The following is a 21,699-nucleotide window of genomic DNA, read 5'->3' as shown; positions in this document are numbered from 1 at the left end:
GCGCAGTCGTCGCCCGGGTTGTCGAGCGCGGTGGGGACCGCGGTTCTCCTCGGCCGCGGGATCGCCGGGCCTCAGTCAGGTGCGTCGCACCGCTTCACCAGTGATGCCGAGCGAAGCGCCACGGATTCACCCTGGCCCGGAGGCGGAGCCCGGGCCCCGCCGCGGCGCCTCATGCCGCTCGCCGGCTCGGCTGGCCGGGACGTTGCGGCTTCAGCAGCGCGAAGCGCACGCACCGCCAGCCCGTCGGCGTGCGGGTGAAGCGGGCCGCCAGCGCGAACGACCGGCCGTCCGCCTCCACGCGGGCGCAGGCTTCGACCACGTCCGGCACCGGGGTGCACGTGTGGATCGTCTGCGTCCGGTGCCGTGGCCGTGCCTGCCGTGGCCCGCTGAGGCCCGCGTAGACCTCCGGGGCCACCAAGGCGCGGACCTGCGCCGCCGGGCGGCGGCCGTCGTACGCCTCCAGCAGCATGTTCAGCAGCCGGCCCACCTCACTCGCTTCGAGCTGCCTCGGCGCCGGGCACCGTGACCCGCCGCGGCGGTGCTCCCGTGATGTCACCGTCTCCGGCCGGTCCGCCCGGCGAGGCACCTCGTAGTGCAACAGCGTTCTCAAGCGGTGTTCCTCGATCATTTCCTCCCCTCCCGGACCCGGCATTTCGCCGCCTCCAACCGCTTAGAGGGGCGAAGCGGCCGAAAAGGAGACAGGAATCGCACGATCCGGGGAAGAACCGCCGAAGCCGTGGATTCCCGGAAGCTGATGCGCTAAGCCGCTGTGACGTCGTTCCGCTGTGCGAGACGCCGCGCCACCGCCCCGGCTATGGTGTGCGGGGTGCTGAAAGGACTATTGGTCGATTTCGCCGGAGTTCTCACCGATCCCGACGCCGGCCGGTTGTACGACTACCTGGCAGCCGCCCGCGAACGGGGCATCCGCACCGCGCTGCTGTCCAACGCCCCCGGTGCGTCGAACGAGGTCAAGAACACGATGTTCGACTATTTCGACGCTCTGGTGTTCTCCGGCGAGGTCGGCGTGGCCAAACCGGACCCGGCGGTCTACCTGCTCGCGGCCGACCGCCTCGGCCTGCCCGCCGCGCGCTGCGCGTTCGTCGACGACTCCGTGACGAACGTCCGCGGCGCGGTCCAGGCGGGCATGGTCGGGGTGCGGCACCAGTCGGTCGAAGAGACCTTGACCGAACTCGCCGCGCTGTTCCCGGCCGAGTAGGGGTCAGCGCGCGCGGCGGACCAGCTCGAACGCCAGCACCGCGGCGGCGGCCGAGACGTTCAGCGACTCGACCTCACCCGGCATCGGGATCGACAGCCACTCGGTGACGAGCTCGCCGACCTCCCCGCCGACCCCGGCCGTCTCGCCGCCGAGGACGAACGCGGCGCGCTGCGGCAGGTCGACGTCGAACACCGTGGTCTTCGCCGACGCGCTCAGCGCGTAGAGCCCGTAGCCCGCTTCGGCGAGCATCTCGGCGGCCTCCCGCGCCGAGCCGCAGCGCAGCACCGGGGCGCGGAACGCCACCCCGGCCGAGGCCTTGACCACCAGCGGGTCCAGTGCCGCGACGCCGCGGCGTGGCACGATCACGCCGTCCAGTCCCGCGGCGGTCGCCGTCCGCAGGATCATGCCGACGTTCGCCGGCGTGGTGATGCCGTCCAGCAGCAGCACGCGCGACGGCGGCCGACGATCCGACAGCGCCGCTTCGAGGGCGCGCATCCGCGGTGCGACGACGTCGGCGAGCACACCCTGGTCCTGCTTGCCGTTGCCGGCGAGGACCTTGACGCGGTGGGCGCTGGCGCGCTGCACCGGCACGCCCGCCGCCTTCGCCGCACGCTGGATTTCCGTCGCGCCGGGGCCGCGGGCGGTGTCGGCGAGGATCACCTTGTCCACCCGCAGGCCGTCGTCCGCCAGCGCCTCCAGCACCGGCTTCCGGCCGTACACGGTCAGGAAGCGGTCCTTCGGCGAGATTGTCGACTCATCACCCACACCGGGCAGTCTTTCACTGTGTAAGGATCGCCCTATGCCCGACCGCCTCTCCGCGCTGGACGCCTCGTTCCTCTACCTCGAGGACCACGCGACGCCGATGCACGTCGGCGGGGTGGCGATCTTCGAGCGCCCGCGGTCCGGGTTCGGCTACGCGCAGCTGCTCGACCTGATCGGCGCGCGGCTGGCGTTCCTGCCGCGGTACCGGCAGCGCGTGCTGGAGGTGCCGGGCCACCTGGCGCGCCCGGTGTGGGTGGACGACGTCGACTTCGACCTGAACTACCACGTCCGGCGCTCGGCGCTGCCCCAGCCGGGCAGCGACGAGCAGCTGTTCGACCTGGTCGCGCGGCTGATGTCGCGGCGGTTGTCGCCGGAGCGGCCGCTCTGGGAGGCGTACTTCATCGAGGGACTGGCGGGCGACCGCGTGGCGCTGGTGACGAAGACCCACCAGTCCGTTGTGGACGGTGTCGGGACGATCGAGCTGGGGCAGCTCATCCTCGATCCGACACCGGCCGAGCCGGAGCCGTTCGAGGACATCTGGACGCCGCGCCGCGAGCCGAGCCGCACCCAGCTGGTGCTGGACGCGATCAGCGAAGGCGTGCAGCGGCCGGGCGAGGTCGTGGAGAACGTCCGGTCGGCGGCGAACGACGCGGTCGCGTCGGCGGGGAAGTTCGCCGAGACCGTCGGCGGGGTCGCGTCGGCGCTGCGCACACTGGTGAGCCCGGCGCCGCCCGGACCGCTGAACGTCCGGGTGTCGAGCGGCCGCGTGTTCTCCGTGGTGCGCACGCGGCTGGAGGACTTCCGGAAGATCCGCGCGGCACACGGCGGCACGGTCAACGACGTCGTGCTCGCCGCCGTCACGGGCGCGTTGCGCGAATGGCTGCTTTCGCGCGAGGAGCAGCTGACGCCGAACACGACGGTCCGCGCGCTGGTGCCGCTGGCGGTGCGCGACGCCGAGACGGCGGAGTACTCGACGCCCGCCCTGATCGGCAACCAGGTGGCGGCGTACTTGGTGGACCTGCCGGTCGGCGAGCCGAACCCGGTGCTGCGGCTGCAGCACGTCGGGCACGCGATGGCCGAGCACCTCGACTCGGGCCGCCCGGTCGCCGCGCGCGGGCTGCTCAAGGTCGGCGGGTTCGCCCCGGCTACCCTGCACTCCCTCGGCGCGCGAGCGGCGGGGTCGCTGTCCGGGCGCATCTTCAACGTCATGGTGACCAATTCACCGGGCCCCCAGGTGCCGATGTACGCGGGAGAGGCCAGACTGGTCGAGATGTTCCCGGTGATGCCGCTGATGCGCACCCAGGCGCTGGCGATCGGGGTGACGTCCTACCACGGCGGCGTCTACTTCGGACTCAACGGCGACCGCAAGGCCGCTTTTGACGTCGACCTCCTGGCCGGGATGATCGAAGAGTCCCTGGAAGAGCTGAAGGGTGCGCACTGGTGAGGGTCTATCTGCCTGCGACCATCGCGATGCTTCGCGACCTCGAGTCTTCGGGGGAGTTCCGCGCCCGCAGCGGGACGGCGTTCGCGCTGACGCCCGCGTTGCGCGAGGCGTACGTGAGCGGTTCGGACGAGGAGCTGGAGTACGCGGCGCTGCTCGACGCGGCCCGGGCGTCGTTGCGCCTGATCGCGGCGGAGGAGAAGGGCGAGCCACGCCGGGTGGTGGTCTCGGCGGACGTCGCGGGCGTGACATTGCGCCCGGACCTGGACGCCCCGGTGGTCCGCATTGGCGGCCCGATCCCCCTGTCGGCGGTGGCGGCGATCCACGTGGACGCCCCCGAGGCGGCGGACGCGGTGGCGGCGGCGGCCGCGGTGATCGACGCGGCGGACCTCGGCGATCCGGACGCGGAGTTCACTTTGGGCGACGCCGAGGACCACGAGCTGGCCTGGTACGCGCCTCAGGAACTGCCGTTCCTGCTGGAGCTTCTCTGAGTTGTCCACAGGCGAGCGCGCTTGTGGACAACTGCGGCTGAGCCGGAGTTTCCGTCGGGGGTGGCCGGTAGACTGGACTTGGGGACGCCCCCCAGGGAGGGCGGGGGAAGTTTCCGGGGCGGGGGTTCCGGCAAAGTCCGCCTATGGACGGATCCGCGACGTCATGAACGACTCTTTCCTGTCGTCAGAGGTCATGAACGAGTCGTTCACGACATCCGAGCACCGCGGAGCCGAGCACCAGCCCGCCGCACGTGCCGCAGCCCCGCCGAGTGTCTGCCCCTGCCTAGCCGAACAGGCGGACCGGCTCTGCGGAGGCCGGGGGTGAAAATGTCTCGACCCCGGGGTCGAGACTACGGCGGGCGTCACGCTTGGCGACTTTGCCGGAACCCTGCCCGGGAAGGGTGGGGGCGTCGGCCGTTGAGGCCCGCAGGCCGCCGGATCAGCCCACCTCACCCGGCGGCGGTGGCTGGACGTCGACCGGTGCGCCCCAGTCCGTGTAGTGGGTTGTGATCCGGGCTTCGGCGCCCTGCAGGATCGGCGAGAGGTCCAGCACGATCTGCAGTGGACGGTGGGCGTCGTCGAGCCAGAGCTGGACCGGGAACTTGCCGCCCAGCCGGCCCGCCTCCTCCGCCGACAGGCCCGCGGGCAGGTCCGTGCCCAGGCGAGCCAGGTCGAGTTCGACGCGGTAGTGCTCCGCGGCCACTCCGCCGAGATCGGTGCGCTCCGCCGAGACGATCGTGCCCGCCGTCCGGATTTCGCCCAGCGTGTGCGCCGGGTCGTTCTGTGCGGTCAGCTGCGCCAGGCTGCCGCCGAGCACCTGGGAAAACGGGTCGCTTCCGTCCGTCGCGACCACCACCCACGGCTTGCCCGCGCCGACCTCGTCGCGCGAACCTTCCGGCACCTTCGCGTACAGCTTCCCGCCCACCAGCCGCACCTCCATCGGCTCGCCGATGAAGTCGGTCGTCATCACCTGGGCGGTCCCGCCCGCGCCGAACCGCGCCTGGCCCTGGCCCTTCGAACGGACCGAGCCGACGGCGACGTCCGTGCCGAACTTCGCCGAGCCGCCGCTCGTGGTGGCCGCCGTGGCGGCGTCGGCCAGCTCTCGCGCGTCGCCGAACGCGGGGGGTGGTGGCGGGTCGGAACACCCGCCCGCCAGCAGGGCGAGCAGCAGCACGACGGCGGCTTTGCGCATGGTGCAACAAAAACACAGCGCCTCCCCCGAACTCGTTCGGGGGAGGCGCCGCTACTCAGTGTCGCCCGGTCAGCGACCGGCCTTCTTCATCAGCTCGCCGAGGTCGACGACCTGGTCGGCCGGCGGGGCCGCCACGTCGACCTGGGTGCCCCAGTCGGTGTACTTCATCGTGAACTTCGCGTCACCGGCCGGCGCGCCCAGCGCCTGCATCATCGGGCCCTGGTCCATGGTCATCTGCACGGGCAGGTTCTCCTCGTCCAGCCACACCTCGGCCGGAATCTTGATGTCCTTGCCCTTGAGCTTCTCGGTGACCTGCTCGCGCGCGGCGGCCGGGACCTGGGCGGCGATCTGGTCGACGGCCTTGGCGAGGTCGATCACCACCTTGTAGTGGTTGACCTTCTGGCCGTTCAGCTCGGTCTGGTCGGACGAGACGATCCGGCCCGCCTTGGAGATCTGGTCGAGCATCTTGCTCGGGTCGCTCTGCTCCGCCGACTGCGACAGCGCGCCGCCCAGCGCCTGCGACAGCGGGTCGGAGCCGTCGGCCGAGACCTTGGCCCACGCCTTGTCCGTGCCCATCTGCTTCCGCTCTTCGGCGGGCAGCTTGATGTACATGACCTGGTCGACCAGGCGCATTTCGGTGGTCTGCCCGGCCGCGGTGGCCGTCATCGAGAACCTGGTCTGCGCGCCGTCGAAGGCCATCGCGCCGTTCGCCTTGAGGGTCTGGCCGGCGGCGGAGCCCGTCATGGTGAACTTGACCGACTTGGACTGCTCGGTGCCCTTCTTCGACGCCGACGCCAGCTGGATCGCGTCGGTGAACGGCGAAGCGAGCCCGCGGCTGCCGCCGTCCTGGGACTGCCCGCCCGCGGCCGCCGGCTGTGCGGTGCCGGTGGCGGAATTGCCGCTGCACGCGGTCAGCGTGAGCACCAGCGCGGCGCCCGCCGCGACCAGGGTGGTCTTGCGCATTGAGTTCCCCTCAGAGTCGGATCTTCCGCTCGGCATATCGCCTTATCGGGTGATTGGTTACCGCTGTGACGGTGACGATCGGCGATCGGTTCCCGGTTGTCTCAGGTCTCTGTGACGCGAGTCACATCGTGGCCCCCGCGAGAAGCCAGCAGCCGCCGCAGTGACGCCAGCCGCTCGGGGCTCGCCTTGCCTTCGGTGACGACGTCGTCGAGCGCGCAGTCCGGGTCTTCCGGCGGCCCCAGGTGCCCGCAGCCGGACGGGCACTCCTCGGCGGCCGCGGCGAACTCCTCGAAGGCGTCGACGATGTCGTCCGCGGTGACGTGGGCCAGGCCGAACGACCGCACGCCGGGCGTGTCGATCACCCAGCCGCCGTCCGGCAGCGGCAGTGCCACCGCCGCGACGGACGTGTGGCGCCCCTTGCCGACCCCGCTCACCACGCCGACGGCCAGGTCGGCGTCCGGGACCAGGCGGTTGACCAATGTCGACTTGCCGACACCGGAGTGGCCGACCAGCGCGGTCAGGCGGTCTTTCAGCAACTCGTCGAGGCCTTCGGGCTGTTCGTCGTACCGGCTGACGATCACCGGGATGTCGAGACCCGCGTACCCGGCCAGGAGCTCGTCCGGGCTGGACAGGTCGGCCTTCGTCAGGCACAGCACCGGCTCGACGCCGCCCGCGTAGCAGGCGACCAGGCAGCGGTCGATGAAGCCGGTGCGCGGCGGCGGGTCGGCCAGCGCGGTGACGATCAGCAGGCGCTCGGCGTTGGCGACGACCAGCCGCTCGTACGGGTCGGTGTCGTCGGCCGTGCGCAGGAGGGAGCTGGTGCGCTCGTCGACCCGGACGATCCGCGCGAGCGTGTCCGGCTTGCCGGAGACGTCCCCGACGATGCCGACCCGGTCGCCGACGACCACCGGCGTCCGGCCCATTTCGCGGGCCCGCATCGCGGTGATCACCTGGGCCGGATCGGCGTCGACCGCGCAGGTCCAGCGGCCGCGGTCCTTGCCGATGACCATGGCGGTGACGGCGTCGGCGTGCTCGGGACGGCGCTTGCTGCGAGGCCTGGTGCCCTTGCCCGGACGCACGCGGACGTCGGACTCGTCCAGCTTGCTCCAGTCGTTGCGCGCCAAACCCTCGTCCTCTCGTGCACCGGTGCCCACCCGAATGATCCCACGCCGCTCGCCACGGCCCTGGCCTGCGTGTAACGATGGCGTCCCGGACCATTCGGGCAGAGGAGGTTGGCCATGTGCGGCCGCTACGCCGCCACCAAGGACCCGGCGAAGCTGATCGAGGAGTTCGACGCGATCGACCTCACCGAAGGCCACGCGCGCGCCGACCACAACGTCGCGCCGACGAAGAACGTCGTGACGGTCGTGCAGCGGCACCCGCGTGACGAAGAAGGCCAGGTCCTCGAGGACGAGCCCGCCGAGCGCTCGCTGCGGATGATGAAGTGGGGCCTGGTGCCGTTCTGGGCCAAGGACCCGTCGGTCGGCTCGAGGATGATCAACACGCGGGCGGAGACCGCCGCCGAGAAGCCGGCTTTCCGCCGCGCGCTGACGTCCCGACGCTGCCTGGTGCCCGCCGACGGCTGGTTCGAGTGGCGCCGCACGGGCAAGGAGAAGGAGCCGTTCTACATGACGGCTCCCGACGATTCGTCGATCGCGTTCGGCGGGATCTGGGAAAGCTGGCGCCCGAAGGACGACGACAACGCGGCGCCGCTGATCACGTTTTCGATCATCACGACCGACGCCGCCGGGCAGCTCACCGACGTCCACCACCGGATGCCGCTGATCGTGCCCCGCTCGCACTGGGACGGCTGGCTGGACCCGGACCGCGAGGACGTCACCGACCTGCTGGTGCCCACGCCGGACGACATCGTCGCGTCGCTCGAGCTGCGGCCGATTTCGAGCCTGGTGAACAACGTCCGCAACAACGGGCCCGAGCTGCTGAAGCGGGTCGACCCGGCGCAGGAGGGCGCGCTGTTCGACGCGCCGAAGTCATGACCGCCATCCCGATCGACACGGAGTACGGCCCCGCGCGGGTCTACCTGCACTGCGCCGAGGAGGGCGTCGCGGTGCTGATGCTCGGCCACGGCGCGGGCGGCGGCCTCGGGGCGAAGGACCTGGTGGAGGTGACGCGCGCGGCGCAGGCGGCCGGTGTGCACGTGGCGCTGGTCGAGCAGCCGTACCGGGTGGCGGGGCGCCGCGCGCCGGCCCCGGCGAACCAGCTGGACGCGGCATGGCTGACGGTGGCGGAGGACCTGTCGGCCCGCTTCGACTCGTTGCCCTTCGTGTTCGGCGGCCGTTCTTCGGGCGCGCGGGTGGCCTGCCGGACGGCCTCGGCCGGGCAGGCGGTGGCGGTGCTGTGCCTGGCGTTCCCGGAGCACCCGCCGGGCAAGCCGGAGAAGACGCGCCAGCCGGAGCTGGACGCGGTCGAGGTCCCGGTGCTGGTGGTGCAGGGGGAGCGTGACCCGTTCGGGCGGCCCGCGGCGGGCCCGCACCACGAGATCGTCATGGTCGACGGGGACCACACGCTGTCGGCGGACCTGGAGAGCGTTTCCCGGGCGGCGACGGAGTGGCTGTCGCGGGTACTGCGGCCGCTCGCCTGAGTGCAGCTCAGGCCGCGATCGGCGCCACCACGGCGCCGGTCAGCCGGATCAGGTCCGCCGGCGCCAGCTCCACTTCCAGACCCCGGCGCCCGGCCGAGCAGAACACCGTCTCGAACTTCTCCGCGGACGCGTCGATCACCACCGGCAGCCGGCTCCGGTGGCCCAGCGGCGAAATCCCGCCCAGCACGTACCCCGTCGCCCGCTGGGCCGCCGCCGGGTCCGCCATCTTCGCCTTCTTGCCGCCCGCCGCGGCCGCCAGGGCCTTCAGGTCCAGCTGGCCCGTGACCGGCACCACGCCGACCGTGAGGCGGCCGTCCACCTCCGCCACCAGCGTCTTGAACACCCGCGCCCGGTCCAGGCCCAGCGCCTCCACGGCCTCCAGCCCGTACGACTCGGCCCGCGGGTCGTGGTCGTAGGCGTGCAGCGTGTGCGCTACTTTCTGCTTCGTCAGAGCCGCGGTCGCGGGGGTGCCCTTGCCAGCCATGGCGGAAGTCTAGGGAATGCGCGATCCCCCTGATCGGTTGTACGGGGCGTGACAACAACGCTCGCCACCACACGCTCACGCAGCCGCCGCAGTTCCCAGGCACCGGCGAACCGCGGCGTGCCCGGTCCCCGCGTAAACTCGGGTCCGCCGTATGCGCGCACGCGCATCGACGCCGAGCGGGAAGGGAACGGTTTGCCGAGCACGGAGAACTCAGCGCCGGAAGAAGCGACCGAGGCCGAGCGCGCCGAGCGCTTCGAGCGGGACGCGATGCCGCTGCTCGACCAGCTGTACTCGGCCGCGATGCGGATGACCCGCAACCCCGCCGATGCCGAGGACCTGGTCCAGGAGACCTATCTGAAGGCGTACGCCGCCTTCGCGTCCTTCAAGGCCGGTACGAACCTCAAGGCGTGGATGTACCGCATCCTGACCAACACCTACATCAACGGCTACCGCAAGCGGCAGCGGCAGCCGGTGCAGGCGCCGACCGACGAGATCACCGACTGGCAGATCGCCAAGGCGGAGAACCACACCTCCAGCGGGCTGCGGTCGGCCGAGGTCGAGGCGATGGACAACCTGCCCGACACCGACGTCAAGGCCGCCCTGCAGAAGCTTCCCGAGGAGTTCCGGCTGGCCGTCTACCTGGCCGACGTCGAGGGCTTCGCGTACAAGGAGATCGCCGAGATCATGGACACGCCCATCGGCACCGTGATGTCCCGTCTGCACCGCGGCCGCGCCCAGCTGCGCGACCTGCTCGCCGACGTCGCGCGTGAGCGCGGCTTCATCCGGGGTGCCAAGGAAGAGGTGGCCGGGCGATGAGCGACATGTGCGAGGGCTCGTCCGACAAGGTCCGCTGCGAAGAGGCGCTCGCTGACATCTACCTGCTGCTCGACCGCGAGTGCAGCCCGGAGCGCGACGCCGCGTTGCGCTCCCACATCGAGGACTGCCCGCCGTGCCTCGAGGAGTACGGCATCGACGAGCACCTCAAGCAGCTGCTGGCCCGCAAGTGCGGTGGTGACCACGCCCCGGCCGAGCTCAAGAGCCGGCTGCGCGCGTCGATCCGCCAGACCGTCGCTTCCCGCGGCGGCGTCACCGTGGAACGCACCGAGATCACCCTCGAGCAGCGCTCCGAATAGCGCCCTGGCACGACGAAGGCCCCCGCACCGTGTGTGGGGGCCTTCGACATGCCGACGCCGGAATCAGGCGTTGGGCTTCTTGCCGTGGTTCGCGCCGTTCTTCTTCCGGTCGCGACGCTTGCGGGCGCGCTTCGACATGTTCACTCCTCGTCGTCAAAGGTTCCTGGTCAAGTGTGTCATGACGGCCCGCTCTGGTTGGATGGGGTGCGTGTCCACGCTCGCCGAACTGCTCGCCGACAACACCGGCCTCCCCGGGGAGGCGGCCGACCACCTCCAGACCGTCGTCGCCGAGTGGCAGCTGCTGGCCGACCTGTCCTTCGCGGACTTCCTGCTCTGGGTTCCGGTGACCGAGGACCTGCAACCGGACGGCGGCGACTTCGTCTGCGTCGCGCACGCGCGGCCGACGACGGCGCCCACCGCGCACCCCGAGGACGTCGTCGGGACGCGGTTCACGGTGGAGGAGCACCCGCAGCTGGCGAAGGCCATGCGCGAGGTGCGGATCTGCCGCGAGGAGGACCCGCACTGGTACCGCGACCTGCCGATGCGGCGGGAGGCGATCCCGGTGCGGTTCCACGACGACGTCATCGCGGTGATGAGCCGCGAAACGAACCTGGCCGCGCCGCGGGTGCCTTCGCCATTGGAGATCGCGTACCTGGGCAGTGCCGGCGACCTGTGCCAGATGATCGTCGACGGCACGTTCCCGCCGAACGGCACCAACGCGACCGACACGCACACATCGCCCCGGGTCGGGGACGGGCTGATCCGCCTCGACTCGAGCGGCACGGTCGTGTTCGCCAGCCCGAACGGCCTTTCCGCCTACCACCGGATGGGGCACGAGTCCGACCTGGTCGGGACGCGGTTGGCGCCGCTCACGCGGTCGCTGATCCGCGACCCGTTCGACGCGACCGAGGTGTCCCACCGGATCATCGAGGCCCTCGACGGGAAGCCGTCGAGCCGCACGGAGGCCGACTCGCGGCGCGGCGCGGTCGTGCTGTTCCGGGCGTTGCCGCTGCGGCCGGCGGGGCAGGCGGCGGGCGCGCTGGTGCTGGTGCGCGACGTCACCGAGGTGAAGCGGCGGGACCGCGCGTTGCTGTCAAAGGACGCGACGATCCGTGAGATCCACCACCGGGTGAAGAACAACTTGCAGACGGTGGCGGCGCTGCTGCGGCTGCAGTCCCGCCGGACGTCGTCGGAGGAGGCTCGGCTCGCGCTCGCCGAGTCGGTGCGCCGCGTGACGTCGATCGCGCTGGTGCACGAAGCGCTGTCGATCTCGGTGGACGAGCGCGTCGACCTCGACAAGCTGCTCGACAACGTGCTGCCGATGGTCGGCGAGGTCGCCACGGCGGAGTCGCAGGTCGGGATGTCGCGCAAGGGCTCGTTCGGGGTCGTGGTCGCGGAGATCGCGACACCGCTGGTGATGGTGCTGGCCGAGCTGGTGCAGAACGCCATCGAGCACGCGTTCCCCGGGGGCCGGTCGGGCAAGGTCGAGCTGATCGTGGAGCGGTCGGCCCGCTGGCTGGACATCGTCGTCCGCGACAACGGGCGTGGCCTGCCGTCGGGGTTCTCGCTGGAGCGTTCGGACGGGCTGGGGCTGCAGATCGTGCGGACGCTCGTGGAGTCCGAGCTGCGGGGCTCGCTGTCGCTCCGGAAGGTGCAGTCGGAAACGTCGTCGACCCGCGTGACGGGGACGGAAGCCGCGCTGCGCATCCCGCTGTCTCGTCGGCTCTGACTCGTGTCGCCCCTTCAATCACGCGTGTCGTCTCCCTGATCACGCGAGTTGGCTGCTCAATCACGCTGGTGCGCTTCAACGGTGTGATTGAGGGGTCGACTCGCGTGATTGGGAGGTCGACACACGTGATTGGGGGGACGACACGATGAAGGCCCGGCACCAGGTGCGTGGTGCCGGGCCGTTCAACGCTTCGCGGGGGACTTGAAGTCCCGGTGAGGTTTCGCCGCACCCGTCGCCAGGTGGTTTCGCCTCGGTTGTTAAGCTTGAGCCGGGTAGGTATCACCCCAGACGGCGTGGGCACGACAAATGCCCGCCGGGTGAAATTCCTGCTCGGCTCGGGTGGTTCTCGAGAAACTCAGGCGTTGGTACGCGTGCCGATGTGCGTACGGCGGCGCTTGAGAGCGCGTCGCTCGTCCTCGCTCATACCGCCCCACACGCCCGCGTCCTGGCCGCTGGCCAGAGCCCAGGCCAAGCAGTCGGAAGCGGAGGGGCAGCGGTGGCACACGGCCTTCGCCTGAGCAACCTGCGACAGAGCCGGACCGCTGGTTCCCACCGGGAAGAACAGCTCGGGGTCCTCGTCTCGGCAGGCCGCGTCGTGGCGCCAGTCCATGTTCGTGAGCTCCTTCATATGGCGCGGGAGGGCCGCGCCACAGTCGTCAATGGCGGTCGTGTTCTTGGGTGCTTGTGAATGCTTTCACGAAGCACCGCTTTCGACAAGGGTTTCCGGAAGATCGGTGAGTCAGGTCACCCGGCCGAGCGACCCCTCTGACCTGCGGTTTCTCTCCGAAACAACCGGCCGAAGGGAAGGTTGATGCGCTGAGCGGAGCTTCTCCGTCGACGAACGGCACCTGCTACTTTGCCGCAGGCGATCAGCGGTCTCGCCGTCACACGATCACCGTGAGTGCATCCGGGACGCTGAAGAATTCCACCCTGGTCCGCTGGCCGACGAGGTCGCCGTCCACCTGGAAGTTTACCGGTTCAGCTGCGTCAATGCGGATCACCGGCAGGTCGTCGTGACGAACGAGACGCCGCCCGCGCTGGTTGCTCTTCGTAGCCAAAGCTTGGCGTACATGCTTGAACACGGTCGGCAACCGCAGACCGCTCAGCGCGAACAAACCCAATCCCGTCTCGAACGAGCAACCCGGGTTGAGGTGGATGGCACGCTCGCCCAGGTAGCTCCACGGATCGGTGTTCGACACGAAAGCGGTCAACGCCTCGATCGGGTCCTCGCCCGGGATGCGGATCGTCAGGGCCGGCCTGCCCAGCGGCGGCCGGAAGTAGGAGCGGACGGCGGCCCTCATGTAAAGGCCGGCGGTGGTCTGCTTGCCGCGGCGCTTGGCGACCCGGCCGACGACGTCGGCGTCCCAGCCGAGGCCGGAGTTGAAGGTGAACCAGTGCCCGTCGGCCAGGCCGAGCCCCACCCGGCGCGAGCGGTCGTTCTCCAGCGCGTTGAGCAGCTGGTGGGTGGCCTCGAAGGAGTCCGCGGAGATGCCGAGGGCGCGCGCGAACACGTTGGCCGAGCCTCCGGGCACAACGCCCAGCGCGGGGACCTGCCCGATCTCGGAGGGATCGCCGTCGGCGTCGGCCAGCAGGCCGTTGACGACCTCGTTGACCGTGCCGTCGCCGCCGTGCGCCACGACCAGGTCGATCCCGTCCCGCGCGGCCGAGCGCGCGACGGCCATCGCGTGGCCGCGGTAGTCCGTCTCGACCACGTCGAGCTTGACCTGGCTGGCGAGCGCGTGCGCCAGCACGTCCCTGCCACCGGCGGTGGTCGACGTGGCCTGGGGGTTCACGACGAGGATTGCGCGCATTACCGCAGAGTAAGTGACTTCCGGCGACCCGAGAACCTCCCGGCGTCGCATGGTGACGGGCGCAACCCTGGGAACAGCACCTTCGAGACCCTGTGCCGGGCGGCCTCCTTCACGCGCGAGTGTCCGCTCGTCGTGACAAGTGCACCCGGGCCGACCGCCCGCTCATCGACGACACTGAAATTTTCGTCGCCCGGGCGGTCCCGGGAAAACGGCCGACCGGGTGGCATACGATCGATTTGGCTCACGCACGGTGACTCGCCCAGGTCGGATACACCGTCGGGGCCGCTGTGCACTGGCAAAGCACCTCGACCCGCTCTCCGGAAGGCCGCCGCAGTGAAGCTCTCGCCCGCTCCCCGTGAGGTCCGGCTGGCCGGCGCCGTCACCGCGGTGCCGTCGCTCGCGCTGCTGGTGTTCGGGGTGATCGTGCTGGTGAACGGCCTGCGTTCGCCGGCTCAGCCGGGCAACAACGTCTTCGCCGAGTCGGGCACGTTCATCGTGGTGGCGCTGGCGTTCCTGGCCGCGTCGGCCGGGCTGGTCCTGGGCCAGACCTGGGCGCGCTCGCCCGGTGTGGTGATCGCGCTGATCGTGATCGGGCTCGGCTGGTACCTGCTCGGCCCGTCGGGCCTGCCGGCGTGGGGCGTGCCGGTCGCGTTGTTCGGGATCGCGGCGCTGGTGCTGCTGTTCCGCCGCCCGTCGCGGGCCTGGGCGCTGGACCTGCGCGAAGGCGAAACCGAGACGGAGGCCGCCGAACGCGGCGGCCTCGCCGGCCGCCGCGCCGAGCGCGAAGGCCACGAGGAGGACTGACTCAGGCTCGCCCGGACGTCATGAACGACTCTTTCATGACGTCGGAGGTCCTGAACGACTCTTTCATGACGTTCAGGCTTGGGCGGCGAGGGCCCGGAGGGGTTCGTCGGTGAGGCGGTTGACGGTCCACTCGTCCATCGGGACCGCGCCGAGGGCCTTGTAGAACTCCGTGGCCGGGTTCCAGTCCAGGACCGACCACTCGAGCCGCGCGTAGCCGTTCGCGACGCATTCGGCCGCGAGGGCCGCCAGCAAGGCCTTGCCGAGCCCGGAACCGCGCTGCGAGGGCAGGACGAACAGGTCCTCCAGGTAGATCCCGTGCACGCCGCGCCAGGTCGAAAAGTTGAGGAACCAGACCGCGAAGCCGACGACCTCGCCGTCCACTTCGGCCACGTGCCCGAACAGCTTGGGGTTCTCGCCGAACAGGGCGTCGTGCAGCTGCGGGGCCGTCAGGTGACACTCGTCGGGCGCTCGCTCGTAGTCGGCCAGGGCGTACGCGAGACGCACGGCGGCCTCGACGTCGTCGGGGCGGATCCGGCGGATGCGGTCGTCGGGCACGTCAGTCCTCCAGAGCCGGCGGCAGGTTGAGGTGTTCGATCTGGGGTTCGCCGCGCTCGTCGCCGAGCACCGCGATGCCGGCCGCGTCCAGTCCGAAGTGGACGCCCGCGGTCGCGGGCAGGCCGAGCCAGCGCGCCACCAGCACGCGGCTGAAGTGCCCGTGCCCCACCAGGATCACGTCACCGGTTTCGGTGTCGCGGCGGGCGCGGTCCAGCACGCGATCCGCGCGGGCGGAAACGTCCGAAGCGCTTTCGCCGCCGGGGATCGGGTGGGTCCAGACCGTCCAGCCGGGCACGGTTTCCCGGATCTGCGGTGTGGTGATGCCCTCGTAGTCGCCGTAGTCCCATTCGGCGAGGTCCTCGGTGACTTCGTCGACGCGCAGGCCGGCCAGCGCGGCCGTCCGCAGCGCCCGCGCGCGGGGGCTCGACACCACCAGCGACGGCCCGCCGACCAGGCTCCGGAGCGTGCCGCCCGCGGCCAGCGCCTGGCCTTCCCCGGCGGGGGTCAGCGGGATGTCCGTGCGGCCGGTGTGCCGCCCGTTCACCGACCATTCGGTCTGGCCGTGCCGGAGGAGGAAGAGACGGTTCGCCACACCGGCGAATATATCCGGCGGTTTGCCACCCGGCAGGGCCTCTGCTTAGCTACTGAACGGTAGCTTAGTTCGAGGAGAGACCCATGCCCGAGACGCCGACGTTCGCCCTGTGGCACAAGCTGGCCGCGAAGCCGGGTGGAAAACAGCTGTTCAGCGCCGCGATCTGCCTGCGCGTGCCCTACTTCCGCACGGTGCTGCCCTCGGTGCGCGAGCTGCGTCCCGGCCACTGCGAGGTGACCGCGCCGAAGTGGTGGGGTGTTTACAACCACATCCGGACGTTCCACGCGATCGCCGCCTGCAACCTCGCCGAAATCGCGATGGGCATGCTCGCCGAGGCCACCGTCCCCACGACGCACCGCTGGCTGCCGAAGGGCATGAACGTCCAGTACGTCGCGAAGGCGGAGACGGGCCTGCGCGCGGTCGCCGCGCTGCCCGAGCTGCCGGAGTTCGGCGACGAGGGCTTCGACCTCGAAGTCCCGGTGACCATTTCGGACAAGCACGACAGGCCCGTGGTCACCGGGACGATCACCGTCTGGGTGACGCCGAAGAAGCGTTAGAGCTGCTTGTACTGCACGTACGTCGTCTGGTGGAACGTGTTTTCGCCGGACGGCGACGGCAGGCCCAGCCGCCGGTCGACGACCTTGCCGAGCGGGCCGCAGCCGCTGGTGGCCGGCAGCGCCAGGTCCGGGTCCACGACGCCGAAGTGGAAGGTCGGCGGGTTCTTGGAGAGGACCGTCGGCGGCAGCGCCGGGTCGTCGTGGACGACGGTGTGCAGCGCCGCCGCCGCCGTGCCGATGCTGCATTCCTTGCGCAGCAACGGATGCCGCAGCACCGCGTAGATGTCGAGCTCACCGCGCCGCACGTCGTTGCCCTGGAAGTCCGAATAGCCGCCGTAGCGCAGCTGGAGCGTCGTTCCGGCCAGGCCGGGCACGCGGACCGGAGCGTGCCGCAGCGCGCCGAACGCCTGCGCGTACTGGCCGTCCACCCGGCCTTCGCTGAACGTCAGCCGCATCTCCCCGAGCGGGATCTCCTGGTCGCCGATCGTCAGTTTTCCTTGGGACACAAAGGCTTCGCAGCGCCACGTGCCCGGGTCCGCGTTCGGCGGCGGTGCCGGGCAGTCGGTGAAGTCGAACGACGGCAGTTCGTCGGCGGAAGCCGAGCCGGGTGTCAGCGCCAGCGCGGCCGTGGCGACCGCGGCCGCCCCCAGGGCGAGAAGTTTCATGGCGGTGAGCCTGCTCGCACCGCGACGCCGGGACATCCGGGATCGCCCCCAGGGGAGGCCCGGGGTTCACTGGCCGAGCTTCGCCAGCGAGTCGACGAAGCCGTCGTCGGTGGCCGAGAAGAACTCGGCGTCGGCGGCTTCGACGTCCTTGAGTGCCTTCGCGACCAGCTCGAGGCCGGCGGGGGTCGCTTCCAGCCGCTTCGCGCGGGCGTCGGCCGGGTCGTCGGCGCGAGCCAGCAAGCCGCGGTCGGCGAGCTTGCGGACGACCTGGCTGGTCATCATCGTGTCCGTGCCCGCCTGGTCGGCGAGCTGCCGCTGGGTCGGTGGCTCGCCCGAACGGGTGAGCCACCACGTCGTCGTCAGCAGCACGAACTGGACGTGCGTCAGGTCGTGCGGGGCCAGTGCGGCCCGCATCGCCCGCTGCCAGGCCAGTGTCACGCGCCACAGCAGGAAGCCGGGGCTGCGTTCGGGGCCCGGCAGGCGGGATTCCGGGGCGGTCATACCCGTGACCCTGTCTTTCGGGGGTTCCGGGTGGCGGAGCCCCCGGCCTGGGGCGAAGCCCCGGATGTCGCAGCCTCAGCCAGCCGCGCGAGTGCGCGCATGGCGTCGGGAGTGTCCGACGTGACCTGCGGGCCGAACCCCTCGGGGCCGTCGATGGTGACGCGGTAGGTGATCCGCGTGCCGCCGTCGACGTCGGTCAGGACGTGCTCGAACCGCAGGTGCGCGTCCGGCAGCCGGGTCTCGTCGGTGAAGCTCCGGCCGTCGGTGACCTCGGTGAGCGTGAACGGGATCGGCGGCATGCCGTCCATCGTCATCGTGCCGCTGGTGCCGACGGCGAAGGGGCCGTCGAGGACCACCGACCGGACGCCCGCGTCCCACTCCGGCCAGCGCCCGGTGTCGGCCCAGAGCGGCCAGATCGCGGCGGCGGGGGCGGTGGACAGCTCGCTGTGCTCGTACTCGTAAATTGCCATGCGGACAGACTATATGCGCGCTTACTAGTTGCGCAAGAGGCCTTGCGGGCCGAATCGGTGGTGGTCAGTTCGCCGAGCGCAGCTTGTCGTAGTAGGCGACGCAGTCGCTGTAGAGCGGGAGCAAGCCGCTGTCGCGGGCTTCGGCGAGCGTGGGGGCGACGCGGTCCTTGTCCGAGAGGACCGGCTCGATGCCGGCGGGCCAGGGCAGGTTCAACGCCGGGTCGAGCGGGCTGATCCCGTGTTCACCCGAAGGCGTGTACGGCTCGGAGCAGAGGTAGCTCATCACGGTGTCGTCTTCGAGCGCGATGAAGCCGTGGCCGAGGCCTTCGGCGATGTAGACGGCGCGGTACTCGGTCGAGTCGAGCCGGACCGCGTCCCACTCGCCGAACGTCGGCGAGCCGACGCGGAGATCGACGACGACGTCGAGCATCGAACCGCGCGGACAGTAGATGTACTTCCCCTGGCCGGGCGGCGTGTCGGCGAAGTGGATGCCGCGCAGGACGCCGCGCCGGGACACGCTGTGGTTGGTCTGGCCGAGCCGCAGCGGGTGGCCGACCGCCTCGCGGAAGGCCGCCTCCTGGAAGGGGGCGACGAACAGGCCCCGCTCGTCGGGGAACGCCCGGGGGGAGAACTCGTAGGCGTCCGGGACGCTCAGCCGGCGGAATTGCATGGCGGCATCATATCGGGTGCCAAGAAAACCGGACAGACGTCTTGGGAATTGCCGCAATTAGCCGCGGATGTGACATCAACCGCACCGAGGGGTCGCGGGTGCCGGCGGACCTGTCACAATGAACGAACCGCCGCGTCCGCGGTCATCGCCAGACCCAAGGCACCGATGGCCGACGTGACGCCTCGCCGACAGGCCGGCGCTACCGCGCTGGGCTGCCGTGCCGGAGGAAGTTCCCACGTCAGCAGGGTGCGCCTTCTCCCGCCGTCGTGGTCCCCCGCTCGCATGCCCAGGAGAATTCCAGTGACCCACGTCCGATCCGTGAGTTCCGTCATTCCCACTGGAGGAATGACGGAAACGACGACAGGAAACCCCATGAGCGACCCCACCGGCACTGTCGCGCCGGTCACCGACGAAGAGATCTTCACCGGGCACGAGGGCGGCAAGCTCTCGGTGGCGGCCACCCGGCCGATTTCCAGCCCGCGTGACCTTTCGATCGCCTACACCCCGGGTGTGGCGAAGGTGAGCCGCGCGATCGCCGAGGACGCCGCCAAGGCCAAGCGGTACACGTGGGCGGACCGCCTGGTCGTCGTGGTGAGCGACGGGACGGCGGTGCTCGGCCTCGGCGACATCGGCGCCAGCGCGTCCCTGCCGGTCATGGAGGGCAAGTCCGTCCTCTTCAAGACCTTCGGCGGGCTCGACTCGATCCCGCTCGTGCTCGACACCACCGACGTCGACGAGATCGTCGAGACGCTGGTGCGGCTGCGGCCCTCCTTCGGGGCCGTCAACCTGGAAGACGTCTCCGCGCCGCGGTGCTTCGAGCTGGAGGACAAGCTCAAGGAGGCGCTGGACTGCCCGGTCATGCACGACGACCAGCACGGCACGGCGATCGTCACGCTGGCCGCGCTGCGCGGTGCCAACCTGGTGCTCGACCGGGCGATCGCCGACCAGCGCGTCGTCGTCTCCGGCGCCGGCGCGGCGGGTGTGGCCTGCGCGAAGATCCTCCAGGGGGCCGGCATCGGCGACGTCACGGTGCTCGACTCGCGCGGCATCATCCACGAGGGCCGCGACGGCCTGAACCCGGTCAAGGCGCGGCTGGCCGCGACGACGAACAAGGCGGGCTTGCGCGGCGGCCTCGCGGAGGCCCTGGAAGGCGCGGACGTGTTCCTCGGCCTGTCCGGCGCGACGATCGACGAGTCCCTGCTGGGCCGGATGGCGGGCGGCGGCATCGTCTTCGCCCTGTCCAACCCCGACCCCGAAGTTCACCCGGACGTGGCCGCGCGGTACGCCTCGATCGTGGCCACCGGGCGCAGCGACTTCCCGAACCAGATCAATAACGTGCTGGCGTTCCCCGGCGTGTTCCGCGGCGCGCTCGACTCCGGCGCCCGGGCGATCACGGAGAACATGAAGCTGGCGGCCGCCGAGGCGATCGTTTCGGTGGCGATGGACGACCTGGGCCCGGACCGGATCGTCCCCAGCCCGCTCGACCCGCGCGTGGCCCCGGAGGTCGCGGCCGCGGTCGCGAAGGCCGCCGAGGCGGACGGCGTCACGGACTGAGTGGTCGTGAGTGAGAAACAGTGTTAGAACGCTGTTTCTCACTCACGACCGGCCGCGACAGGCTCAGGAACCGAGCAGTTCGGTGAGCCGGTGGCGGGGGACGTCGACCAGGCGCAGGTCCGTGAGGTCCTCGGGGACGGTCAGGGAGACGTTCGCCAGGCGGGCGTGGGCGCGGGTCAGGACCTCGTCCTGGTGCTCGACCGCGTCCGCGACCACCACCGCGTGCCGGTTGTCCGGCGTGCTCCGCAGGTACCGCAGGGTGTACTTGCCGCGGATCAGCGCCGCCAGGGACGTCTGGGAACGCTCGTCCGCCAGGTCCGGGTGCGCGTTCGGCACCAGCAGCGCGAGCCGCCGGGCGTTCGTGCCCAGCAGCGTCCGCAGCAGCCAGGGGCCCGGGTCGGCCGAGAGGTCCATCGCGACCGCGTCGCCCTCGGGTCCGGAGATCGACCAGTCCACCGGCCGCGACTCGAGCGAGAGCCCGCCCGCGACCGCGATCTCCTGCAGCTTCTTCAGCAGGGCCGGTTTCGTCCCGGCGGCCTCCACCGACTGCGGCCCGTGCGTGTAGATCGCCTTGCCGCTGCGCATCTTCTTGGCCTTCGCGGTCGGCTGGCAGACGTACAGGTCCGCCGCGCTGCCGATCGCCTGCGCCCCGAAGTACCGGTTGAAGCCCGGCAGGATCGCCTCGAACGTCAGCCCGAGCGTCGCCAGCGAGCGCTGCACCTGCGCGCCCAGCGCCGGGTGCCGCGGGCTGTAGCCGTACGCCAGCAGCAGCCGTCCCTCGCTCGGCTCCCGCAACGCCTGCACTCCGCGCGCCGCGAACAGCCCCATGCCTTCGGGCGTGTACGGCGGATCGCTGAACACGAGGTCGAAGGCACCTCCGAACGACGGCGGCAGGCCGACGCGCAGGTCCGCGTGCACCGTCCGGATTTCGCGCCCGCCGCGGTCGTCGAGGTAGGCGAGGACGCGCTCGTCCAGGTCGGCGACCGTGAGCGATGCCGACGGGCAGATCGCCCGTACCGCCAGCGACGTCAGGTCGTGGTCGCCGAGGAACAGCAGCCGCGTCGAGGCGAGGTCGTACTGCGCGTCCAGCCAGAGGGCGCGGCGCAGCACGGTCTCCGGCGTGGCCTGCACGTGGTCGAGCGCGGCCAGCGGCGACGGCACCTCCGCCACCCATTCGGCGACCTTCGGCAGCAGCTCGTGCGCCGCCACGGCTTCGTCGAGCGGGTCGGCGTAGCGGGGCGCGTTGTACTGCAGGTACGACGCCGCGACGCCGGGGGCGATCCGCAGCCGGTCGCCGCTGCGGTCCAGGTCGTCGCCGAGCGCGGCGAGGACCGCCTCCACGCTGCGCCGCGGGGCCGTGCTCAGCCGCACCAGCTCGCCGAGGTCGTGGTCGCCGGTGCGCAGCAGGTCGATGACGCGGTACAGCGGGCGGACGCCGACGCCGTGCGCGGCGAGGACGTCGTCGAGTGCCTTCACGGGCTCTGAGCGTAGTAGCCACCTGCCGGAA

At 71.0% G+C, this 21,699-nt stretch carries 27 protein-coding genes; 11 read left to right on the top strand and 16 right to left on the bottom strand.

Going from position 1 to position 21,699, the window contains the following annotated elements:
- Positions 1–169: 169 nt before the first annotated feature.
- Positions 170–610 (bottom strand): Rv3235 family protein, encoded by a 441-nt coding sequence (locus CF165_RS16465; protein WP_240521632.1) that lies wholly within the window; start codon positions 608–610, stop codon positions 170–172.
- A gap of 231 nt (positions 611–841) precedes the next feature.
- Here CF165_RS16465 and CF165_RS16460 point away from each other — a divergent pair, with 231 nt between their 5' ends.
- Positions 842–1,216 (top strand): HAD-IA family hydrolase, encoded by a 375-nt coding sequence (locus tag CF165_RS16460; RefSeq protein ID WP_093948371.1) that lies wholly within the window; start codon positions 842–844, stop codon positions 1,214–1,216.
- A 3-nt stretch (positions 1,217–1,219) separates the two neighbouring features.
- Here the strand turns inward: CF165_RS16460 and CF165_RS16455 are convergent, their stop codons facing one another.
- Positions 1,220–1,981 (bottom strand): TrmH family RNA methyltransferase, encoded by a 762-nt coding sequence (locus tag CF165_RS16455; protein ID WP_093948370.1) that lies wholly within the window; start codon positions 1,979–1,981, stop codon positions 1,220–1,222.
- 34 nt (positions 1,982–2,015) lie between these two features.
- Between CF165_RS16455 and CF165_RS16450 the strand changes: the two genes are divergently transcribed.
- Complete coding sequence (locus CF165_RS16450; RefSeq protein ID WP_093948369.1) at positions 2,016–3,422, top strand: WS/DGAT/MGAT family O-acyltransferase; 1,407 nt, start codon at positions 2,016–2,018, stop codon at positions 3,420–3,422.
- Entirely contained in the window at positions 3,419–3,910 is a 492-nt protein-coding gene (locus CF165_RS16445; protein WP_093948368.1) for a DUF6912 family protein, read from the top strand. The genes CF165_RS16450 and CF165_RS16445 overlap by 4 nt, the downstream gene beginning before the upstream one ends.
- Positions 3,911–4,349: 439 nt before the next feature.
- Here the strand turns inward: CF165_RS16445 and CF165_RS16440 are convergent, their stop codons facing one another.
- The 3 genes from CF165_RS16440 to rsgA all read right to left on the bottom strand — a co-directional run bounded on the left by CF165_RS16440 (position 4,350) and on the right by rsgA (position 7,189).
- The gene (locus tag CF165_RS16440) at positions 4,350–5,102 is read right to left on the bottom strand and encodes an SCO4651 family lipoprotein (RefSeq protein ID WP_093948367.1); all 753 of its coding nucleotides are present in this window, start codon (positions 5,100–5,102) and stop codon (positions 4,350–4,352) included.
- A gap of 69 nt (positions 5,103–5,171) precedes the next feature.
- Positions 5,172–6,065 (bottom strand): SCO4651 family lipoprotein, encoded by an 894-nt coding sequence (locus tag CF165_RS16435; protein ID WP_093948366.1) that lies wholly within the window; start codon positions 6,063–6,065, stop codon positions 5,172–5,174.
- A 101-nt stretch (positions 6,066–6,166) separates the two neighbouring features.
- Positions 6,167–7,189 carry a ribosome small subunit-dependent GTPase A gene (gene rsgA / locus CF165_RS16430; RefSeq protein ID WP_093948365.1) on the bottom strand — a complete coding sequence of 341 codons (1,023 nt, stop codon included), beginning with the start codon at positions 7,187–7,189 and terminating at the stop codon, positions 6,167–6,169.
- Between the two features lie 114 nt (positions 7,190–7,303).
- Between rsgA and CF165_RS16425 the strand changes: the two genes are divergently transcribed.
- Both CF165_RS16425 and CF165_RS16420 read left to right on the top strand, forming a co-directional pair.
- Positions 7,304–8,062 carry an SOS response-associated peptidase gene (locus tag CF165_RS16425; protein ID WP_093948364.1) on the top strand — a complete coding sequence of 253 codons (759 nt, stop codon included), beginning with the start codon at positions 7,304–7,306 and terminating at the stop codon, positions 8,060–8,062.
- Positions 8,059–8,667 carry an alpha/beta hydrolase family protein gene (locus CF165_RS16420; protein ID WP_093948363.1) on the top strand — a complete coding sequence of 203 codons (609 nt, stop codon included), beginning with the start codon at positions 8,059–8,061 and terminating at the stop codon, positions 8,665–8,667. The genes CF165_RS16425 and CF165_RS16420 overlap by 4 nt, the downstream gene beginning before the upstream one ends.
- Positions 8,668–8,674: 7 nt before the next feature.
- On the opposite strand, the gene ybaK is transcribed toward CF165_RS16420, so the two are convergent.
- Positions 8,675–9,151 (bottom strand): Cys-tRNA(Pro) deacylase, encoded by a 477-nt coding sequence (gene ybaK / locus CF165_RS16415; RefSeq protein ID WP_093948362.1) that lies wholly within the window; start codon positions 9,149–9,151, stop codon positions 8,675–8,677.
- 192 nt (positions 9,152–9,343) lie between these two features.
- Between ybaK and CF165_RS16410 the strand changes: the two genes are divergently transcribed.
- Positions 9,344–9,967, top strand: coding sequence for a sigma-70 family RNA polymerase sigma factor (locus CF165_RS16410; protein ID WP_093948361.1), 624 nt, complete (start codon positions 9,344–9,346; stop codon positions 9,965–9,967).
- The gene (gene rsrA, locus CF165_RS16405) at positions 9,964–10,284 is read left to right on the top strand and encodes a mycothiol system anti-sigma-R factor (RefSeq protein WP_093948360.1); all 321 of its coding nucleotides are present in this window, start codon (positions 9,964–9,966) and stop codon (positions 10,282–10,284) included. Before CF165_RS16410 ends, rsrA begins: the two co-directional genes overlap by 4 nt.
- Positions 10,285–10,347: 63 nt before the next feature.
- On the opposite strand, the gene CF165_RS54085 is transcribed toward rsrA, so the two are convergent.
- Complete coding sequence (locus tag CF165_RS54085) at positions 10,348–10,422, bottom strand: 50S ribosomal protein bL37 (protein ID WP_098515123.1); 75 nt, start codon at positions 10,420–10,422, stop codon at positions 10,348–10,350.
- 70 nt (positions 10,423–10,492) lie between these two features.
- Here CF165_RS54085 and CF165_RS16400 point away from each other — a divergent pair, with 70 nt between their 5' ends.
- Positions 10,493–12,013, top strand: coding sequence for a sensor histidine kinase (locus tag CF165_RS16400; RefSeq protein WP_093948359.1), 1,521 nt, complete (start codon positions 10,493–10,495; stop codon positions 12,011–12,013).
- A 355-nt stretch (positions 12,014–12,368) separates the two neighbouring features.
- On the opposite strand, the gene CF165_RS16395 is transcribed toward CF165_RS16400, so the two are convergent.
- Together CF165_RS16395 and CF165_RS16390 are read right to left on the bottom strand one after the other, a co-directional pair.
- On the bottom strand, positions 12,369–12,623 hold the full coding sequence (locus CF165_RS16395; RefSeq protein WP_043777259.1) for a WhiB family transcriptional regulator: 255 nt from the start codon (positions 12,621–12,623) through the stop codon (positions 12,369–12,371).
- A gap of 274 nt (positions 12,624–12,897) precedes the next feature.
- Positions 12,898–13,824 (bottom strand): diacylglycerol/lipid kinase family protein, encoded by a 927-nt coding sequence (locus CF165_RS16390; protein ID WP_093948358.1) that lies wholly within the window; start codon positions 13,822–13,824, stop codon positions 12,898–12,900.
- Positions 13,825–14,157: 333 nt separating this feature from the next.
- Here CF165_RS16390 and CF165_RS16385 point away from each other — a divergent pair, with 333 nt between their 5' ends.
- Positions 14,158–14,628, top strand: a complete 471-nt coding sequence (locus tag CF165_RS16385) for a hypothetical protein (protein ID WP_093948357.1) — start codon at positions 14,158–14,160, stop codon at positions 14,626–14,628.
- 72 nt (positions 14,629–14,700) lie between these two features.
- Here the strand turns inward: CF165_RS16385 and CF165_RS16380 are convergent, their stop codons facing one another.
- On the bottom strand, positions 14,701–15,183 hold the full coding sequence (locus tag CF165_RS16380; protein ID WP_093948356.1) for a GNAT family N-acetyltransferase: 483 nt from the start codon (positions 15,181–15,183) through the stop codon (positions 14,701–14,703).
- A gap of 1 nt (position 15,184) precedes the next feature.
- Positions 15,185–15,775 (bottom strand): acid phosphatase, encoded by a 591-nt coding sequence (locus CF165_RS16375; RefSeq protein WP_093948355.1) that lies wholly within the window; start codon positions 15,773–15,775, stop codon positions 15,185–15,187.
- Between the two features lie 83 nt (positions 15,776–15,858).
- Between CF165_RS16375 and CF165_RS16370 the strand changes: the two genes are divergently transcribed.
- Positions 15,859–16,332 carry a hotdog fold domain-containing protein gene (locus CF165_RS16370; RefSeq protein ID WP_093948354.1) on the top strand — a complete coding sequence of 158 codons (474 nt, stop codon included), beginning with the start codon at positions 15,859–15,861 and terminating at the stop codon, positions 16,330–16,332.
- Here the strand turns inward: CF165_RS16370 and CF165_RS16365 are convergent.
- The 4 genes from CF165_RS16365 to rfbC all read right to left on the bottom strand — a co-directional run bounded on the left by CF165_RS16365 (position 16,329) and on the right by rfbC (position 18,638).
- Complete coding sequence (locus tag CF165_RS16365; protein ID WP_093948353.1) at positions 16,329–16,997, bottom strand: hypothetical protein; 669 nt, start codon at positions 16,995–16,997, stop codon at positions 16,329–16,331. The two genes, CF165_RS16370 and CF165_RS16365, sit on opposite strands and share 4 nt — an antisense overlap.
- 66 nt (positions 16,998–17,063) lie before the next feature.
- Complete coding sequence (locus CF165_RS16360) at positions 17,064–17,498, bottom strand: MarR family winged helix-turn-helix transcriptional regulator (RefSeq protein WP_093948352.1); 435 nt, start codon at positions 17,496–17,498, stop codon at positions 17,064–17,066.
- Entirely contained in the window at positions 17,495–17,968 is a 474-nt protein-coding gene (locus CF165_RS16355) for an SRPBCC family protein (RefSeq protein ID WP_240521631.1), read from the bottom strand. Before CF165_RS16355 ends, CF165_RS16360 begins: the two co-directional genes overlap by 4 nt.
- Before the next feature lie 64 nt (positions 17,969–18,032).
- Complete coding sequence (gene rfbC, locus CF165_RS16350) at positions 18,033–18,638, bottom strand: dTDP-4-dehydrorhamnose 3,5-epimerase (RefSeq protein ID WP_093948351.1); 606 nt, start codon at positions 18,636–18,638, stop codon at positions 18,033–18,035.
- Positions 18,639–19,010: 372 nt separating this feature from the next.
- Between rfbC and CF165_RS16345 the strand changes: the two genes are divergently transcribed.
- Positions 19,011–20,192 (top strand): NAD(P)-dependent malic enzyme, encoded by a 1,182-nt coding sequence (locus CF165_RS16345; protein ID WP_093948350.1) that lies wholly within the window; start codon positions 19,011–19,013, stop codon positions 20,190–20,192.
- Between the two features lie 63 nt (positions 20,193–20,255).
- Here CF165_RS16345 and CF165_RS16340 read toward each other — a convergent pair whose 3' ends face one another.
- The gene (locus CF165_RS16340; protein ID WP_093948349.1) at positions 20,256–21,668 is read right to left on the bottom strand and encodes a bis-aminopropyl spermidine synthase family protein; all 1,413 of its coding nucleotides are present in this window, start codon (positions 21,666–21,668) and stop codon (positions 20,256–20,258) included.
- Positions 21,669–21,699 lie beyond the last annotated feature (31 nt).

The organism is Amycolatopsis vastitatis, assembly GCF_002234595.1.
GTDB lineage: Bacteria > Actinomycetota > Actinomycetes > Mycobacteriales > Pseudonocardiaceae > Amycolatopsis > Amycolatopsis vastitatis.
The sequence above is the reverse complement of the archived record's forward strand: the minus strand, read 5'-3'. Positions and strand labels throughout refer to the sequence as shown.

Coding starts and splice junctions, on each gene's coding strand:
- CF165_RS16450 (WP_093948369.1), top strand. CDS start 2,016: ATGCCCGACCGCCTCTCCGCGCTGGACGCCTCGTTCCTCTACCTCGAG.
- CF165_RS16440 (WP_093948367.1), bottom strand. CDS start 5,102: ATGCGCAAAGCCGCCGTCGTGCTGCTGCTCGCCCTGCTGGCGGGCGGG.
- CF165_RS16435 (WP_093948366.1), bottom strand. CDS start 6,065: ATGCGCAAGACCACCCTGGTCGCGGCGGGCGCCGCGCTGGTGCTCACG.
- CF165_RS16425 (WP_093948364.1), top strand. CDS start 7,304: ATGTGCGGCCGCTACGCCGCCACCAAGGACCCGGCGAAGCTGATCGAG.
- CF165_RS16420 (WP_093948363.1), top strand. CDS start 8,059: ATGACCGCCATCCCGATCGACACGGAGTACGGCCCCGCGCGGGTCTAC.
- ybaK (WP_093948362.1), bottom strand. CDS start 9,151: ATGGCTGGCAAGGGCACCCCCGCGACCGCGGCTCTGACGAAGCAGAAA.
- rsrA (WP_093948360.1), top strand. CDS start 9,964: ATGAGCGACATGTGCGAGGGCTCGTCCGACAAGGTCCGCTGCGAAGAG.
- CF165_RS16395 (WP_043777259.1), bottom strand. CDS start 12,623: ATGGACTGGCGCCACGACGCGGCCTGCCGAGACGAGGACCCCGAGCTG.
- CF165_RS16390 (WP_093948358.1), bottom strand. CDS start 13,824: ATGCGCGCAATCCTCGTCGTGAACCCCCAGGCCACGTCGACCACCGCC.
- CF165_RS16370 (WP_093948354.1), top strand. CDS start 15,859: ATGCCCGAGACGCCGACGTTCGCCCTGTGGCACAAGCTGGCCGCGAAG.
- CF165_RS16365 (WP_093948353.1), bottom strand. CDS start 16,997: ATGAAACTTCTCGCCCTGGGGGCGGCCGCGGTCGCCACGGCCGCGCTG.
- CF165_RS16360 (WP_093948352.1), bottom strand. CDS start 17,498: ATGACCGCCCCGGAATCCCGCCTGCCGGGCCCCGAACGCAGCCCCGGC.
- CF165_RS16355 (WP_240521631.1), bottom strand. CDS start 17,968: ATGGCAATTTACGAGTACGAGCACAGCGAGCTGTCCACCGCCCCCGCC.
- rfbC (WP_093948351.1), bottom strand. CDS start 18,638: ATGCAATTCCGCCGGCTGAGCGTCCCGGACGCCTACGAGTTCTCCCCC.
- CF165_RS16345 (WP_093948350.1), top strand. CDS start 19,011: ATGAGCGACCCCACCGGCACTGTCGCGCCGGTCACCGACGAAGAGATC.